19 protein-coding genes are annotated in these 15,736 nt (G+C 70.4%); 3 read left to right on the forward strand and 16 right to left on the reverse strand.

The window, feature by feature from the left end; all coding sequences use genetic code 11:
• Positions 1 to 76: 76 nt before the first annotated feature.
• The 8 genes from hflX to rlmE form a co-directional block, all read right to left on the reverse strand.
• Positions 77 to 1,396: a ribosome rescue GTPase HflX gene (gene hflX / locus LDO11_RS06305; RefSeq protein WP_232140779.1), complete on the reverse strand. Its 1,320-nt coding sequence runs from the start codon at positions 1,394 to 1,396 to the stop codon at positions 77 to 79.
• A 226-nt stretch (positions 1,397 to 1,622) separates the two neighbouring features.
• Positions 1,623 to 1,895, reverse strand: coding sequence for an RNA chaperone Hfq (gene hfq, locus LDO11_RS06310; RefSeq protein ID WP_129135413.1), 273 nt, complete (start codon positions 1,893 to 1,895; stop codon positions 1,623 to 1,625).
• A gap of 138 nt (positions 1,896 to 2,033) precedes the next feature.
• Positions 2,034 to 2,993, reverse strand: coding sequence for a tRNA (adenosine(37)-N6)-dimethylallyltransferase MiaA (gene miaA / locus LDO11_RS06315; RefSeq protein ID WP_232140780.1), 960 nt, complete (start codon positions 2,991 to 2,993; stop codon positions 2,034 to 2,036).
• Between the two features lie 9 nt (positions 2,994 to 3,002).
• Positions 3,003 to 4,514 carry a sodium/proline symporter PutP gene (gene putP / locus LDO11_RS06320; RefSeq protein WP_232140781.1) on the reverse strand — a complete coding sequence of 504 codons (1,512 nt, stop codon included), beginning with the start codon at positions 4,512 to 4,514 and terminating at the stop codon, positions 3,003 to 3,005.
• 291 nt (positions 4,515 to 4,805) lie between these two features.
• Positions 4,806 to 5,708, reverse strand: a complete 903-nt coding sequence (gene folP / locus LDO11_RS06325) for a dihydropteroate synthase (RefSeq protein ID WP_232140782.1) — start codon at positions 5,706 to 5,708, stop codon at positions 4,806 to 4,808.
• The gene (locus tag LDO11_RS06330) at positions 5,708 to 5,911 is read right to left on the reverse strand and encodes a hypothetical protein (RefSeq protein WP_129135410.1); all 204 of its coding nucleotides are present in this window, start codon (positions 5,909 to 5,911) and stop codon (positions 5,708 to 5,710) included. The genes folP and LDO11_RS06330 overlap by 1 nt, the downstream gene beginning before the upstream one ends.
• A 103-nt stretch (positions 5,912 to 6,014) precedes the next feature.
• A complete protein-coding gene (ftsH, locus tag LDO11_RS06335) occupies positions 6,015 to 7,934 on the reverse strand; it encodes an ATP-dependent zinc metalloprotease FtsH (RefSeq protein ID WP_232140783.1) in 1,920 nt (639 codons plus the stop codon).
• 109 nt (positions 7,935 to 8,043) lie between these two features.
• Positions 8,044 to 8,676 (reverse strand): 23S rRNA (uridine(2552)-2'-O)-methyltransferase RlmE, encoded by a 633-nt coding sequence (gene rlmE / locus LDO11_RS06340; protein ID WP_232140784.1) that lies wholly within the window; start codon positions 8,674 to 8,676, stop codon positions 8,044 to 8,046.
• Positions 8,677 to 8,766: 90 nt separating this feature from the next.
• Between rlmE and yhbY the strand changes: the two genes are divergently transcribed.
• Both yhbY and LDO11_RS06350 read left to right on the forward strand, forming a co-directional pair.
• On the forward strand, positions 8,767 to 9,072 hold the full coding sequence (gene yhbY, locus LDO11_RS06345) for a ribosome assembly RNA-binding protein YhbY (protein WP_232140785.1): 306 nt from the start codon (positions 8,767 to 8,769) through the stop codon (positions 9,070 to 9,072).
• Positions 9,073 to 9,120: 48 nt separating this feature from the next.
• A complete protein-coding gene (locus LDO11_RS06350) occupies positions 9,121 to 9,498 on the forward strand; it encodes an Mth938-like domain-containing protein (RefSeq protein WP_232140786.1) in 378 nt (125 codons plus the stop codon).
• A gap of 16 nt (positions 9,499 to 9,514) precedes the next feature.
• On the opposite strand, the gene LDO11_RS06355 is transcribed toward LDO11_RS06350, so the two are convergent.
• The 3 genes from LDO11_RS06355 to surE form a co-directional block, all read right to left on the reverse strand.
• A complete protein-coding gene (locus LDO11_RS06355; RefSeq protein WP_232140787.1) occupies positions 9,515 to 10,264 on the reverse strand; it encodes a peptidoglycan DD-metalloendopeptidase family protein in 750 nt (249 codons plus the stop codon).
• Between the two features lie 86 nt (positions 10,265 to 10,350).
• The gene (locus tag LDO11_RS06360) at positions 10,351 to 11,031 is read right to left on the reverse strand and encodes a protein-L-isoaspartate(D-aspartate) O-methyltransferase (protein WP_129137210.1); all 681 of its coding nucleotides are present in this window, start codon (positions 11,029 to 11,031) and stop codon (positions 10,351 to 10,353) included.
• Complete coding sequence (surE, locus tag LDO11_RS06365) at positions 11,031 to 11,813, reverse strand: 5'/3'-nucleotidase SurE (protein WP_129135404.1); 783 nt, start codon at positions 11,811 to 11,813, stop codon at positions 11,031 to 11,033. The genes LDO11_RS06360 and surE overlap by 1 nt, the downstream gene beginning before the upstream one ends.
• A 174-nt stretch (positions 11,814 to 11,987) precedes the next feature.
• On the opposite strand from surE, the gene LDO11_RS06370 reads away from it, so the two are divergent.
• Positions 11,988 to 12,548: a Smr/MutS family protein gene (locus tag LDO11_RS06370; protein ID WP_232140788.1), complete on the forward strand. Its 561-nt coding sequence runs from the start codon at positions 11,988 to 11,990 to the stop codon at positions 12,546 to 12,548.
• A 75-nt stretch (positions 12,549 to 12,623) separates the two neighbouring features.
• Here LDO11_RS06370 and LDO11_RS06375 read toward each other — a convergent pair whose 3' ends face one another.
• The 5 genes from LDO11_RS06375 to ftsB form a co-directional block, all read right to left on the reverse strand.
• Positions 12,624 to 12,851 (reverse strand): hypothetical protein, encoded by a 228-nt coding sequence (locus tag LDO11_RS06375; protein WP_129135402.1) that lies wholly within the window; start codon positions 12,849 to 12,851, stop codon positions 12,624 to 12,626.
• A gap of 138 nt (positions 12,852 to 12,989) precedes the next feature.
• On the reverse strand, positions 12,990 to 14,045 hold the full coding sequence (gene truD, locus LDO11_RS06380; RefSeq protein ID WP_129135401.1) for a tRNA pseudouridine(13) synthase TruD: 1,056 nt from the start codon (positions 14,043 to 14,045) through the stop codon (positions 12,990 to 12,992).
• A complete protein-coding gene (gene ispF, locus LDO11_RS06385; RefSeq protein ID WP_232140789.1) occupies positions 14,042 to 14,533 on the reverse strand; it encodes a 2-C-methyl-D-erythritol 2,4-cyclodiphosphate synthase in 492 nt (163 codons plus the stop codon). The genes truD and ispF overlap by 4 nt, the downstream gene beginning before the upstream one ends.
• A 112-nt stretch (positions 14,534 to 14,645) precedes the next feature.
• Positions 14,646 to 15,353, reverse strand: coding sequence for a 2-C-methyl-D-erythritol 4-phosphate cytidylyltransferase (ispD, locus tag LDO11_RS06390; RefSeq protein ID WP_129135399.1), 708 nt, complete (start codon positions 15,351 to 15,353; stop codon positions 14,646 to 14,648).
• The gene (gene ftsB, locus LDO11_RS06395; RefSeq protein ID WP_129135398.1) at positions 15,350 to 15,733 is read right to left on the reverse strand and encodes a cell division protein FtsB; all 384 of its coding nucleotides are present in this window, start codon (positions 15,731 to 15,733) and stop codon (positions 15,350 to 15,352) included. Before ftsB ends, ispD begins: the two co-directional genes overlap by 4 nt.
• Between the last annotated feature and the right edge of the window lie 3 nt (positions 15,734 to 15,736).

Raw genomic sequence — 15,736 nt, forward strand, 5'->3', positions numbered from 1 at the left:
GGGGGACGCACATTCTACAAGGTGTCCGGGAGGGGGTGCCGGCGGATGTGGCGGCAGGGCCGGCCGTGCCGCGGCGTCACCACTCGGCTTCGACGGGTTCCACCAGCCCGCGCAGCGGCTCGCCACCCTCGTCGGCGGCGAGACGTGCAAGGTCCGCGTGTGCGAGGTCGATGGTGAGCTGCCAGCCGTTCTCGTCGTGGGTCTCGGCCTTCACCGCGTCGAGCTCGTGCAGGCGCGCGCGCAGGCGGCCGGCGGACGCGGGCAAGGCGATGTCGGCGACGATCCGGCGCAGGTCCAGGCGCAATGCCAGCGCATCGCGCAGCAGGTCGAGGCCGAGCCCGTCGCGGGCGGAGATCCACACCCGCTCATGGTGCACCGCCTCGTCGGCCGCGGCGTTCTCCGGTCGCTCGTGGCGCGGCTGCGCGCCCTCGATGCGGTCGATCTTGTTGAAGACGAGGACCTGCGGGATTTCGCCGGCCCCGATCTCCTCGAGCACCTCGTCGACCTGGGCGATGCGTTCGGCGCTGAGCGGATCGGCGGCGTCGATGACGTGCAGCAGCAGGTCGGCCTCGCGCGCCTCGCTCAGGGTGGAGCGGAACGCGGCCACCAGTTCGTGCGGCAGGTCGCGAACGAAGCCGACGGTGTCGGCCAGCACCACGTTGCCGCCGGGCAGGCCGATGCGCCGCACGGTGGGGTCGAGGGTGGCGAACAGCTGGTCGGCGGCGTAGGCATCGGCACCAGTGAGTGCATTGAACAGCGTCGACTTGCCGGCGTTGGTGTAGCCCACCAGGGCCACGCGCGGCAGCTCGCTGCGCACGCGGGCGCGGCGCATCTGCGTGCGCTGCACCTCGACCTTTTCCAGGCGCTTCTGCAGCTGCTCGACGCGCTTCTGCAGCAGCCGGCGGTCGGTCTCGAGCTGGGTCTCGCCCGGGCCGCGCAGGCCGATCGAACCACCGCGCTGGCGCTCGAGGTGGGTCCAGCCGCGCACCAGCCGGGTGGCCATGTGGCGCAGCTGGGCCAGCTCGACCTGCAGCTTGCCTTCGTGGCTGCGGGCGCGCTGGGCGAAGATGTCCAGGATCAGCCCGGTGCGATCGACCACGCGGCGCTCGAGGAACTTCTCGAGGTTGCGTTCCTGGCCGGGCGACAGCGGATGGTTGACCAGCACCAGGTCGGCACCGGTGGCATCGGCGGCGGCCTTGATCTCGTCGAGCTTGCCGCTGCCGATCAGCGTGGCCGGATTGGGCTTGTCGATGCGGGCGGTCAGCACATGCACCACGGCCGCGCCGGCGGAGCGGGCGAGTTCGGCGAACTCCTCCAGCGCGCCATCATCGGGCGGACCACCGGCATGCGGCTGGACCAGCAACGCGTGCTCGCCTTTCTTGCTGCGTTCAAACACGCGGTGCGTGCTCCGGGAAACGGGGACGAAGCAGCAAGATGCGGGCGGCAGGCCACCGGTTCAAGGCCGGCGAGGCAGGTGCCGCGACTCCCGGCAGTCAGCTGGCTTTTCCGGCTGGAGCTGCGGTCTCGGGACGAACCCGGTGAGGCCGCCCCCACACGAGCGCCCGCAGGACGCCCAATGCGCCGCGGGATCGCGCCTGCGCGCGATCCCTGCGGGCGAGAGGCTATTCGGCCTCGTCGGCGGCGCCTTCGGCACCGTCCGACTGCACGTGGCCACCACCCGGCCCCACGCGCACATTGCGCGCCGGCACCACGGTGGAAATGGCGTGCTTGTAGACCATCTGGCTGACGGTATTGCGCAGCAGGACGACGAACTGGTCGAACGATTCGATGGTGCCCTGCAACTTGATGCCGTTGACGAGGTAGATCGAGACCGGCACACGCTCGCGCCGGAGTGCATTCAGGAAAGGGTCCTGCAAGGACTGCCCCTTGGACATGGTGTTTCCCCAACGTGTTTGTTGTTGTGGTTGCGTGGTGCCCTGCCCGACCCATCTCCCCGGAAACGGCGGCAGGCGGCCGATGGTACACAAGTCTTCACCCGCGAAACCGGGGCCTGCGGTGCGGAAGCACGCATCTCAGCGTTGCAGTGCACGCACCACCGCTTCGTGCAAAGCAGCCGCATCGGTGGCCGGGTCGAACCAGGCCAGGTGCGGGTCGCCACGCAGCCAGGTGTACTGGCGCTTGGCGAGCTGGCGGGTGGCGGCAATGGCGCGCTCGCGGAAGCCGGCGGCATCGCAGAGCCCGTCGAGGTGCTCCCAGGCCTGCCGGTAACCGACCGCGCGCAATGCCGGCAGGTCCAGCGGCGCGGGATGCGCGCGCAGTTGCGGCAGTGCACGCAGCCGCTGCACCTCGTCGAGGAAGCCGGCCGCGAGCATGGCGTCGAAGCGCCGGGCGATACGCGCGTGCAGCACGCTGCGATCGGCGGGCGCCACCACAAGCCGTTGCACGCGGCACGGCAGGCCCGGCCCCGTGGGGCGCTCGCGCTGCCATGCGCTGATCGGCCGTCCGCTGATGCGGTGGACTTCGAGTGCGCGCTGGATGCGCTGCGGGTCGGTGGCATGGATGCGCGCGGCGGCGTCGGGGTCCACGTCGGCGAGCCGCGCATGCATGGCCGGCCAGCCGATCACGGCCGCCTCGCCGCCAAGCTCCGCGCGCACTGCCGGATCCGCCGGCGGCATGTCGGACAGGCCGTCGAGCAGCGCGCGGAAATACAGCCCGGTGCCGCCGGCAAGGACCGGCAGGCGCCCTCGGGCGAGGATGCCGTCGATCGCCCTGCGCGCATCAGTGGCGAACTCGGCCGCGGAGTAGCCCTGCCACGGCTCGCGCAGGTCGAGCATGTGGTGCGGCACCCGCGCCTGCTCGGCGGCGTCGGGCTTCGCCGCGCCGATGTCGAGGCCGCGATAGACCAGCGCGGAATCCACGCTGACGATCTCGCCGCCATGGCGCTCGGCCAGTTCCAGCGCCAGCGCGGTCTTGCCCGACGCGGTCGGGCCCATGATCGCAAGCGCGGGTGGGCGGCGGTCGTGAGCGGACATGGCCCGGCGTCAGTGCCCGGTTTCGCGCAGCGACGCGCGCACCTGCATGTGGCGGGCCTGCACCTCGGCCCCCGGCGCCGGACCGAGCAGGCTGACCACGATCGCCGCGACGGTGCCGGCGATGAAACCCGGGATCATCTCGTACAGGCCGGAGTCCAACCGGTTGACCATGATCTCCTTCCAGAAGATCACCATGACCGCACCCGCGACCATGCCCGCCACCGCGCCGTTGCGGGTCATCCGCTGCCAGAACAGCGACAGCAGCAGCACCGGGCCGAACGCCGAACCGAAGCCCGCCCAGGCGTAGGACACCAGCCCGAGCACGCGGCTGTCGGGGTCGCGGGCGATCCAGATCGCCACCATCGACACCAGCAGCACCGCCGAGCGGCCGACCCACACCAGCTCGCGCTGCGAGGCCGCCTTGCGCAGGAAGCCGCGGTAGAAGTCCTCCGACAGCACGCTGGCGCAGACCAGCAGCTGGCTCGACAGCGTGCTCATCACCGCGGCGAGGATCGCGGCGAGGATCAGCCCGGCCACCCAGGGGTTGAACAGCAGTTCCACCAGGGTGATGAACACCCGCTCCGGGTTGGCGGCCACCGGGCCGGCCTGATCCGGATGCGCCTGGAAGTAGGCGATGCCAAGGAAGCCCACGATCACCGAGCCGGCCAGGCACAGCAGCATCCAGCCCATGGCGATGCGCCGCGCGGACGGGATCGTCTCGACGCTCTGCGCGGCCATGAAGCGCACCAGGATGTGCGGCTGGCCGAAGTAGCCCAGCGCCCAGGCCAGCAGCGAGATGATGCCGACCAGGCCCAGCTGGCCGCCGCGGAACCAGTCGAGATGCAGCGGGTCCTGCACGCGGATGAGATCGATGCTGGCCTCGAAGCCGCCGGTGTGCATGAACACCAGCACCGGCGCCAGCAGCAGCGCGAACAGCATCAGCATGCCCTGCACCACGTCGGTCCAGCTCACCGCGAGGAAGCCGCCGATCAGGGTGTAGAGCACGGTGACCGACGCCCCCCACCAGATCGCCTCGGCATAGCCGAGCCCGAACACGCTCTCGAACAGCCGCGCACCGGCCACCACGCCGGAGGCGCAGTAGATCGCGAAGAACACCAGGATCACCACCGCGGTGAACACGCGCAGGATGCGGCTGTGGTCCTCGAAGCGGTTGGTGAAGAAGTCCGGCAGGGTCAGTGCGTTGCCGGTGCGCTCGGTGTACACGCGCAACGGCCCCGCCACGTAGCGCCAGTTGAGCCACGCACCGAGGATCAGGCCGATGGCGATCCACGACTCCGACAGGCCACTGAGAAAGATCGCGCCGGGCAGGCCCATCAGCAGCCAGCCGCTCATGTCCGAGGCACCCGCCGACAACGCGGTCACGCCCGGCCCAAGGCTGCGGCCGCCGAGGATGTAGTCGTCGAAGTTCCTGGTCGAACGCCAGGCGGCGATCCCGATCACGACCATCGCCGCGAGGTACACGAGGAACATGACGATGGTGGGTGTGTTGGCTCTGAGCACGCGGTTTCCCCCGGATGTAGCAGGACATGCCGTGGGCCCACGGCAAGCGCGCCAGCCTAGCGCACCACGCCCGGCCGGGTCATATGTCGTTCGGGCTGGTGCCGGCGCGGTGCGCTTATGCACAGAGCCTGTGGACAAGCGTCCGGGACAGCCTGTGGACAACATCGAACGGCCCTGCAGCAGCGCGGCCGCGCGCCGTCGTGGTCAAGAATTGACCAGTGCACCTGCGAGATGCGGATCGCGGCAACACCGCGATCTGTCAAGCGTTTTCCGCGCTGAGTGCGCTGCGGATCAGAGCTCGTCCGGCCAGCGGATCGCCGGTGCTGCCGGCGACCCACCGCGCGGCATCGGCACCGCGGCCACCGCGTTCCAGACCTTCAGCGCATCGACGGTGGCCGCGACGTCATGCACGCGCAGCAGCAGCGCACCACGCTGCGCGGCGATCAGGTGCGCGGCCACCGAACCGGCCACGCGCGCGTCGGGCACCTCGCGGCCGGTGAGTTCGCCGATGCTGCGCTTGCGCGACAGCCCCGCCAGCACCGGAACGCCCAGCTCGAGGAACTTCTCCAGCCGCGCCAGCAGCGTGAGGTTGTGCTCGAGGGTCTTGCCGAAGCCGAAGCCCGGATCGACGACGATGCGCCTGCGCTCGATGCCGGCCATCTCGGCGGCGAAGATGCGCTCGGCAAGGAAGCGGTGCACGTCGCCGACCACATCGTCGTAGTGCGGTGCGTCCTGCATCGATCGCGGCTCGCCGAGCATGTGCATCAGCACCACGACCGCGCCGGTTTGCGCCGCGGCGTCGAGCGCGCCCTCGCGGCGCAGGCCGTAGACATCGTTGATGATGCCGGCGCCGGCGGCGACCGCGGCGCGCATGACCTCCGGCTTCGAGGTGTCGATGCTGATCGGCACGCTGGTGCGCGCATGCAGCTGCTCGATCACCGGCAGCACGCGGCGGAGTTCCTCCTCCACCGGGACACCAGCGGCCCCGGGGCGGGTCGACTCGCCGCCGATGTCGAGGACGTCCGCACCCTCCTCCACCAGCTTAAGTCCGTGCGCGACGGCGGCCTCGACCTCGTCGTGGCGGCCACCATCGGAGAACGAATCCGGGGTGACGTTGACGATGCCCATCACCTGCGGGCGATCGAGCCGCAGCACGCGGCCGCGGCAGTCGAGCTGCGCGACGGTGTCGAACATCAGCGCCGCCGTGCGACGCCGGAGCGGGTCGGTTCGATGCGGCGCAGGCGGCGGCTGCGCGCCACCACCCCGGCCATGATCCCGCACGGAAGGCCGAACACCATGCCCAGCACGATATTGCCGGCGAACCAGCCCAGTGCCGCGCCCAGCAGCAGGCCCAGGACCAGCCACATGGGATCCATGACCGCTTCGTCGTTGCTCATGCGCATGCTCCAGATGGCAGAAAGGCCAGAGGTCGACTCTGGCCTTTTGCCCTGCGTGATGCAACCGTGAAAGTCACGGTTCGCGGCTGCGTGCAGCCTCCGCTCAGGTCTGCTCGGCAGCCCCGCCGATCGGCGGCACCGGGCGCGTCTCGCCACCACGGCCATCGCCATCATCGCCACCGCGGCCGGACTTGCCCCAGCCCATCGGCGGCGGCGGCTCGCGACCTTCCATGATCGCGTCGATCTGCGGCACGTCGATGGTCTCGTACTCGAGCAGCAGCTTCGACATCGCATGCAGCTTGTCGATGTTGGCGGTGAGGATCTCGGTGGTGCGGGCGTAGGCCTTGTCGAGGATCGAACGCACCACCTCGTCGATGCGCCGCGCGGTGTCGTCCGACACGCTCTTGTGCTGGGTGACCGAGCGGCCCAGGAACACCTCGTCGTCCTCCTCGCCATAGGCGATCGGGCCGAGTTCGTCCGACAGGCCCCACTTGGTGACCATGTTGCGGGCCATCTTGGTGGCGCGCTCGATGTCGTTGGACGCGCCGGTGGTGACCTTGTCCTCGCCGAAGATCAGCTCCTCGGCAACGCGGCCGCCATACAGCGAGCACAGCTGCGACTCGATCGCGACCTTGTTCATCGAGTACTTGTCGCCTTCGGGCAGGTACATGGTCACGCCCAGCGCGCGGCCGCGCGGAATGATGGTGACCTTGTAGACCGGGTCGTGCTCGGGCACCAGGCGGCCGACGATGGCGTGGCCGGCCTCGTGGTAGGCGGTGAGGGTCTTCTCTTCCTCGCTCATCGCCATCGAACGGCGCTCGGCACCCATCAGGATCTTGTCGCGGGCACGGTCGAAGTGGTCCATGCGGACTTCCTTCGCGTTCTCGCGCGCGGCGAACAGCGCCGCCTCGTTGACCAGGTTGGCGAGATCGGCACCGGAGAAGCCAGGCGTGCCGCGCGCCACGATCAGCGCATCGACGTCCTCGTCGAGCGGCACTTTGCGCATGTGCACCTTGAGGATCTGCTCGCGGCCCTTGACGTCGGGCAGGCCCACCACGACCTGGCGGTCGAAGCGGCCCGGGCGCAGCAGCGCGGGGTCGAGCACGTCGGGGCGGTTGGTCGCGGCGATCACGATCACGCCCTCGCCGCCCTCGAAACCGTCCATCTCCACCAGCAGCTGGTTGAGCGTCTGCTCGCGCTCGTCATGACCGCCGCCGAGGCCGGCGCCGCGATGGCGGCCGACGGCGTCGATCTCGTCGATGAAGATGATGCACGGCGCCTGCTTCTTGGCCTGCTCGAACATGTCGCGCACGCGGCTGGCACCGACGCCGACGAACATCTCGACGAAGTCGGAACCCGAGATCGAGAAGAACGGCACCTTGGCCTCGCCCGCAATCGCCTTGGCGAGCAGGGTCTTGCCGGTGCCCGGCGGGCCGACCATCAGCACGCCGCGCGGGATCTTGCCGCCGAGGCGCTGGAAGCGCGACGGATCACGCAGGAACTCGACCAGCTCCGACACTTCCTCCTTGGCCTCGTCGCAACCGGCGACGTCGGCAAAGGTGACCTTGGTCTGGTCCTCGGACAGCAGCTTCGCGCGCGACTTGCCGAAGGACATCGCGCCCTTGCCGCCGCCCTGCTGCATCTGCCGCATCATGAACAGGAAGAACCCGATGATCAGCAGCACCGGCAGGAAGTTGATCAGGATGTAGAGCAGCGACGGCCCGCTCGACGGCGGCGCCTGGCGGATCTCGACCCCGTGGTTGATCAGGTCGTTCATCAGGCCTTCGTCGCGACGCGGCGCGATCACCGTGCCGCGCGAGCCGTCGGCGCGCTCGAAACTGATCGTGCGCTCGTCCTCGGCGATGTCGACCTTGTTGACGCGGTCGCGCCGCACTTCCTCCATGAACTGCGAGTACACGACTTCCTGGGTACCCACCGTGCGCGGGCTGAAACTCTGGAACACCACCATCAGTACGACGGCGACGATCACCCAGAGCATCAGATTCTTGACGAGATCGTTCATGGAGTTGTCTGCATTCCGAAATTGAGCGGTGGAACCGCGTGTCGCCGGCCGATGTTACTACCGCCGGTCGCCTCGCCCCGGCGCAGGACGCAACGTGCCGTCCCGCCGTTCACTTCATCACCGCGCGCTTTCCCTGCGCGAGCGCGTAGACCTCGGGCGAGCGCTGCCGCGATGCCGCCGGCTTGCGGATGGCGAGCCTGTCGTAGCGGCGGCGCAGGTCACGGACGTAATCGTCGAAACCCACGCCCTGGAACAGCTTGATGAGGAAGGTGCCACCGGGGCGCAGGTGGTCGTCGGCGAATGTCGTCGCCAGCTCGGCCAGGTGCATCGCGCGGGGCTGGTCGACGGCGTCCATACCGCTCTTGTTGGGGGCCATGTCCGACAACACAAGGTCTACCGGGCGACCATCGAGCATGGCCTCGAGGGCCGATAACACCGCATCCTCCCTGAAATCCCCATGAAGAAACTCGACGCCGGCCAGCGGCGGCATCTCGAGGATGTCCAGGGCGATGACCCGGCCGCTGTCGCCGAGTGCCTGGCGGACCCATTGCGACCAGCCGCCGGGTGCGGCGCCGAGATCGACCACGGTCATCCCCGGCTTGAGCAGGCGGTCCCGCTCCACCAGCTCCTCCAGCTTGTAGGCCGCGCGCGAGCGCATGCCCTCCGACTGCGCCCGCTTCACGAACGGATCGGAGAAGTGTTCCTTGAGCCAGCGTTGACTGCTTTTGCTGCGCGAGGGCATGGGGACGGCGGCGCGGGGCGCCGGCGGGTCCGGAGGAGGCGGGCCGGCATGATACCCTGCGCTCCCTTAAGCCGCCCGCCCCCGCACTGCATGAGTATCGCGCTTACCGCCTCCCAGATCCGATTCCTGCGCGGCCAGGCGCACGAACTGCGCACCGTGCTCCAGGTGGGAGGCAAGGGCGTCACCGATCCATTGCTTGCGGAACTCGACGGCCTGCTCGAACACCACGAACTGCTGAAGGTGAAGGTGGCCGCCGCCGACCGCGAGGAGCGCGACGCGCTGGTGGATACGCTGGTTGCCGGCAGCGGCGCGGCGCTGGTGCAGCGCATCGGCAACGTCGCCATCCTCTACCGCCCGGCCAAGGACAAGCGCCGCATCGTGCTGCCGCGCGCCTGACCGCGCCGGCCGGGCAGCGTTCCGGTTCCATCGCAGCGGGCTGATCCCATGCAGCTGACCCTCGAAAATCCCGACTTCGACTACTTCCTCCGCGGTGCCAACGGCAGCGCGGCGCTGGTCAACGACCGTCGCCTGGAGCGCAGCTTCATCGTCGCGCCGGATGCGCTGGTGGAGGAGTGGGGCGTGGCATCGGTGGATGCACTGACCGTGGCGGACCTCGAGGCCGTGCTGGCCCTCGATCCCGAAGTGGTGCTGCTGGGGTCGGGCGACCGCCAGGTGTTTCCGCCGGCCCAGGTGCTGGCCGCGTGCCTGGCGCGCGGAATCGGCATGGACACGATGACCAACGACGCGGTGGCGCGCACCTACCAGGTGCTGGCCGGCGAAGGCCGCCGGGTGGTGGCCGCGTTCGTGCTCTCCGCCGGGTGAACCGGCCGCCGCGGCTTCAGCGTCGCGGCAGGTACGACAGCGGATCCACCGGCCGCCCGTTGTGGCGGATCTCGAAGTGCAGCATGTCGCGCGCGGCGCCGCTGCGGCCCATCTCGGCGATCTGCTGCCCGACGCGCACGCGCTCGCCCTCATTGACCAGCCGCGAGCGGTTGTGGCCATAGGCGGAGAGCCAGTTGTCGTCGTGCTTGACGATGATCAGCTCGCCATAGCCGACCAGGCCGGAACCCGAATACACCACCACGCCGTCGCCGGCGGCGCGCACCGCCTGGCCACCGGTACCGGCGATGCCGATGCCCTGCCTGGTCGGATCGCCCTCGGTGAAGCGGCTGATCAGCTGGCCGTCGGCCGGCCAGCGCCAGGCGATATTGCTGCGCACCGGGGCCGGAGGTGGCGTGGCCGCGGTGCCCGACGACGGACGCGTGGTGCCGCTGCCCTGCGTGGGCGACGGACGCGATGCGGTGGCGCCCCCCGGATACAGCCGAAGCCGTTGGCCGGGATAGATCGTGTACGGAGCGGCGATGCCGTTCCAGGTCGCGAGGTCGAGGGCGCTGACGCCGTTGCTGGTGGCGATGCGGTACAGGGTGTCACCGCGCTGCACGGTCACCGACTGCCCGGGACGCGGCACCGAGCTCCCCGGCCGCACCGGGCCGCTGCCGCCTTCGCGCACCACCCGGCTGCTGCCGCACGCGCTCAACAGGGCGAGCACCGCGATGGTGGCGATGATCCGGATGGCGTGGCGTGGCATCAGGGCGTTGTCCTCACGGCGATGGCGGATGGAAGGCGGGCGCGCCGAAGAGTGCCGTGACGCGGATGAACGCGGCGGCGACATGCTCAGCCGAGCACGCCCGACAGCAGCGGAACGAAACTCACGGGCGCGAGGTCGGTGCGCTCGATGCTGTCGTCGGCGAGCCGGCGCAGGCGCACCAGCGTCTGCCCGCCACTGCCGCCCACCGGCGCGACCAGCACGCCGCCGGGTGCCAGCTGCGCGGTCAGCGCATCGACCAGCGCGGGCGCAGCGGCGGTCACGATGATGCCGTCGAACGGGCCGTTCTCCGCCCAGCCGATGCGCCCGTCGTCGTGTTTGCTGCGCACGTTGAGGCCCAGCGAGCGGAAGCGCTTGCGGGCGATGCGCAGCAGTTCGCCGATGCGCTCGACGGTGTGCACCTCGACGCCGAGCGCGGCGAGGATCGCCGCCTGGTAGCCGGAGCCGGTGCCGATCTCGAGCACCTTCTGCGGCATCGCGGTCTCCAGCAGCACCTCGGTCATGCGCGCGACCACCCACGGCTGCGAGATGGTCTGGCCATGGCCGATGGGCAGCGCGGTGTCCTCGTAGGCGCGGGTGGCCAGCGCCTCGTCGACGAACAGGTGGCGTGGCACGGTGCGGATCGCGTTGAGCACGCGCTCGTCGGCGATGCCATCGTCGCGCAGACGCTCGATCAGGCGGTCGCGCACGCGCTGCGAGGTCATGCCGACCCCGAGGGCCTCGGGCTGCAGGCGCAGGCGCGGGGTCATCATGACCTGCCGTTCCGCAGTTCGTCGGCGAGCCCGCCGACCCAGCTCGCCACCTGCTCGAGCGCCTGGTAGCGCGTGAGGTCGACGTGGATCGGGGTGATCGCGATGTTGCCGGTGCGCACGGCGTGGAAATCGGTGCCGGGGCCGGCATCGAGCTCGGCGCCGGCCGGGCCGATCCACCACCACATGCGCCCGCGCGGGTCTTCCAGCGGTACGCAGGGCTCGGCGCGGTGGCGGTTGCCCAGGCGGGTGACTTCGAAACCGGCGACCTCCGACCATGGCAGGTCGGGCACGTTGACGTTGAGGATGGTGTCGGCCGGCAGCGGATCCGCCTTCAGGCGCTCGACGATCTCGACCGCGGCGCGCGCGGCGGTCTCGTAGTGTTGGCCGACGTGGTCGCGGGTGACCAGCGACATCGCCACCGCGGGCAGGCCCAGGAAGCGCCCTTCCATCGCCGCGGCCACGGTGCCGGAATAGATGACGTCATCGCCGAGGTTGGCGGTGTTGTTGATGCCGGAGACCACGATGTCGGGCTCGATCTCGAGCATCCCGGTGATCGCCACGTGCACGCAATCGGTGGGCGTGCCGTGCACGCGCCAGGTGGTGTCGTCGACCTGGATCACCCGCAGCGGCATGTCGAGCGTCAGCGAATTGCTGGCGCCGGAGCGGTCGCGGTCGGGGGCGACGATCAGGACGTCGTGGCCGGCGCCACGCAGGCCCTCGGCAAGGATGCGGATGCCCGGCGCGTCCACGCCGTCATCGTTGCTCACCAGTACTCGCATGAACCCGCTCTGCCGTGCCTCGCATCGTATGGATGCGCGACATGATAGCGGATGTGGACACTGCCGCCCCGGACGCGGACGCCCGATGCCGTTGCCTGAAGCGGGTCACACGGCTTCTGTCTGGCGTGCAGTCGACCGCGGGGGTCACCGCACGCAGCGGGATAGACTGCGCGCGTGACCGCCGATCGACCGCCACCGCCTGACGACGACGATGCCGCGCTGTTCCGTGCGGCGATCGGGCCGGTGCGCGAGCACACGCCGGAGCCGGCGGCACCCGGACTGCAGCGCCCCCGCCCGCGTCCGCGCGCGCGCATGGCCGAGCGCGACGAGATCGACGCGCGTGGCGAATTCCGCAGGCTGCTCGAGGATGGCCCGCTGGAAGCCGGGCTGCTGGCCGGCGACAGCCTGAGCTACCGCCGCGACGATGTCCCGCCGCGTGTGCTCAAGCGGCTGGCGCGCGGACAGTACGCCGCCCAGGACGAACTCGACCTGCATTTCGCCAACGTCACCCAGGCCGAGGCGATGCTGCGGCAATTCCTTGGCGAGGCACGCGACCACGGTTACGGCTGCGTGCGGGTGATCCACGGCAAGGGCCGGCACGCCGATGGCACCCCGGTGATCAAGAACCTGGTCGACCGGCTGCTGCGGCATCGGGGCGATGTGATCGCCTACCACTCGGCGCCGGCCGCCCAGGGCGGAACCGGCGCGGTGCTGGTGCTGTTGCGGCCGCGCTAGCCCACGGTGGAACCGGCGCTCATGGCTCGAACGGCGGCCGGGCCAGTCACGCCAGCACGCGGCCGCCCGGCCCGATCACTCGATGCTGCGCGGGGCGGTGTTCTTCGGCGGCGGGTTGATCCAGTGCACCAGCAGGCCGCGGCGTCGCGCTTCCGCATTGACGCGGCCGATGTACTCGGCGTCGTCGTGCATCAGGTTGTGTTGCGACGTGGGCGCGGACGACCGCGCCATCGGCTGGCTGCTGGCACAGGCGGCGAGCGCGAGGACCAGCAGCAACGGGACCAGGCGATACAGGGTGCGCATGACGGCTCCTCCTGCCCCGCCCCTGCGGGGCCACGCCTCCGCTTATACGCCGACGGCCATCGTGCTCCAGTGCCCTGCCCCCATATTCCGACAGACGGTGCACGCACGCGCCGGTCCGGCCGGAAACCCGCGATCCGCTCAGTCGAGCGTGCCCACTGTGGTCGCCAGTTCGCGCAAGACCGTGGTCGCATATGCACCGGGCGGCAGTGCGAACCGCACCTCCAGCACATCATCGGCGCGCCAGTCCCAGGCGAGCCCCTGCGGACGCAGCCGGGTGGCGCGGCGCTCCTGCCTGAGGCCTTCGCGTTCGAGCCCGGCGCGCAGTGCCAGTGCGTCATCGTCGCCCAGCGCGGCGACTTCGAGCTGCAGCGCCGCGCCGGTCGCGCGTGGTTCGCCGCGGCCCCACAGCGGTGCGGTCGGATGGATATCGCCTGCCTGCAGGCGCGCAGCCAATGCGTCGTCCATGGGTTCCGGGCCGAACACGCTGCGACTGCCGTCGAGCATCCACACCTCGCCGTCGAGCGCGGCGTCCCAGCAGTCCTGTTCGACACGCCGGGCGAGCACGCGGTTGAAGAGTTCCGAGCGCGCGGCCGACAGCAGCATCGAACGTTCCTCCCGTCGCATGCGCCGCCCCGACCGGGCGCCGGCGGCAGCGAACATCGCCAGCGCCTGCGCCACGTTGGACCCGCCGCGGCCGAAACGCTGCTCGCCGAAGTAGTTGGGCACGCCACGCGCCGCGATCGCCGCCAGCCGCGCCTGCGCGGCTTCGCGATCGCCCTGCACGTCGCGCAGTACCAGCACGAACGCGTTGCCGGCCAGCGCGCCGCGCGGCAGCTTGCGCGAGTGCCGGTGCATCGCGAGCACCCGCAATCCTTCCACCTGCAGCGTGTCGAGCGCCGGCGCCTCGCGACCGGGCAGATGCAGGGTGAAACGCTGGCGGGTGACCGCGTGGCGGTCCTTGAGGCCCGCGTAACCGATCGCATCCACGTCGATGCCCGCCCATGCCGCAAGCGCGCGCGCGGCGAAGGCGGTGTTCATGCCGCGCTTCTCGATGGTCACCAGCAGATGCTCGCCGGCGCCGCTGGCCTCGAAGGCATCGACCTCGTCGACGCGGAAGTCCTCGTCCTGTGCGCGGATGCGCGCATCGATGACGGGGCCACCCAGCGCGTACGGCAGCGGCGCGGCCGTGCTCACGCCGCGACCAGCAGGCAGACCGCCTGTGCGGCGATGCCTTCGCCGCGACCGATGAACCCCATCTTCTCGCTGGTGGTGGCCTTGACGCTGACCGCGTCCACATCGATGCCGAGATCGGACGCCATCGCCTCGCGCATCGCCTGCGCGTGCGGGCCGATCTTCGGCCGTTCGCAGATCACGGTGATGTCGGCGTTGCCGACGCACCAGCCACGCTCACCGATCAACGCGTTGCAGTGGCGCAGGAACGCGCGGCTGTCGGCGCCCTTCCACTGCGGGTCGGACGGCGGGAAATGCACGCCGATATCGCCAAGCGCCAGCGCGCCCAGCATCGCGTCGCACAGCGCGTGGATGGCGACGTCGCCGTCGCTGTGCGCGACCAGGCCGCGCTCGTGGGCAATGCGCACGCCACCGACCACGACGTGGTCGCCCTCGCCGAAGGCGTGGACGTCGTAACCCTGGCCGATGCGGATCTTAGGTAATGCTGGCATGGCGTGCGTGGTGTCCTTTGTCGATTGCGGGCGGCAGCTTGCCATGCGCCGCCGTGGTTTGCTGCGGGCACCCATCCGCGTTGATCGGCGAAATCCGCCGCAGGAACGCGCGTTACCGTCGCCGTGACAGCACGAACTCGAAGCGTTCGAGATCGGCGCGCGTGGTGATCTTGAAGTTGTCCTCGGCGCCTTCCACCAGCAGCGGGCGTGCGCCCTGGCGCTCCATCGCCATTGCCTCGTCGGTGATCGCGAAGCCGGCGTCCTCGGCAGCGGCAAGCGCACGGGACAGTTGCAGGCGGCGGAACAGCTGCGGGGTCAGCGCGCGCCACAGGCGCTCGCGTGGCTCGGTGCCGTCGATGCCACCGTCGTCGCCGGCGCGCTTGAGGGTGTCGCGCACCGGCGCGGCGAGGATCGCGCCGACCGGATCCTCGCGACCGCGTTCGAGCAGCGCGGCGAGATCGGCCAGAGCGAGGTTGGGCCGCGCGGCATCGTGCACCAGCACGAAATCATCGGCGCGCACGTCGGCGGGCAATGCCTGCAGGCCGGCAAGCACCGAGGCGGCACGCGAATCGCCACCCGTGCAGGTCAGCAGCGGGCGGCCATCGATCTCGTGCCAGCCCTGCCACAGGGTATCGTCCGCGGCCAGTACCACCACCGCGCCCTGCACCGACGGATGCGCGAACAGCGCGCGCAGCGTGTGCATGAGCAACAGTTGGCCGGCGGCTTCGAGGTACTGCTTGGGGCGTTCGCCGCCGAAGCGCGTGCCCCTGCCCGCGGCCGGCACCACCGCCCAGATCCCGCGCGGATGTTCCAGGCTCATGGCAGCGGCGACTCCTGCAGCGGCGCTTCGCCCGGTTCGGGATCCTCCGGGTCGGCGGGGTCGCGCGGTGCCGCTGGCGGGATCGCCGGGGCGGGCGCGTCGACGACCCGGTAGAAGACCTCCCCGGGGCGCACCATGCCGAGTTCGCTGCGCGCGCGCTCCTCCACGGCGGCCTCGCCGGTGGGAGATTTCAGGTCGGCGACTTCCGCGGCCAGCGCGGCGTTGCGCTGGGCCAGCCCGGAGTTCTGCCGCGCCTGCTGGTCCACGCGCGCCTGCAGTTCGGCCACGTCACGGTTGCCGCCGGTGCCGAACCACAGCCGGTACTGCAGCCATCCCAGCAGGACGACCAGCAGTACCAGCAGGATGCGCAGGACGCGCATGCA

The sequence above is a fragment of the Alterluteimonas muca genome (assembly GCF_021191595.1).
Lineage (GTDB): Bacteria > Pseudomonadota > Gammaproteobacteria > Xanthomonadales > Xanthomonadaceae > Luteimonas > Luteimonas muca.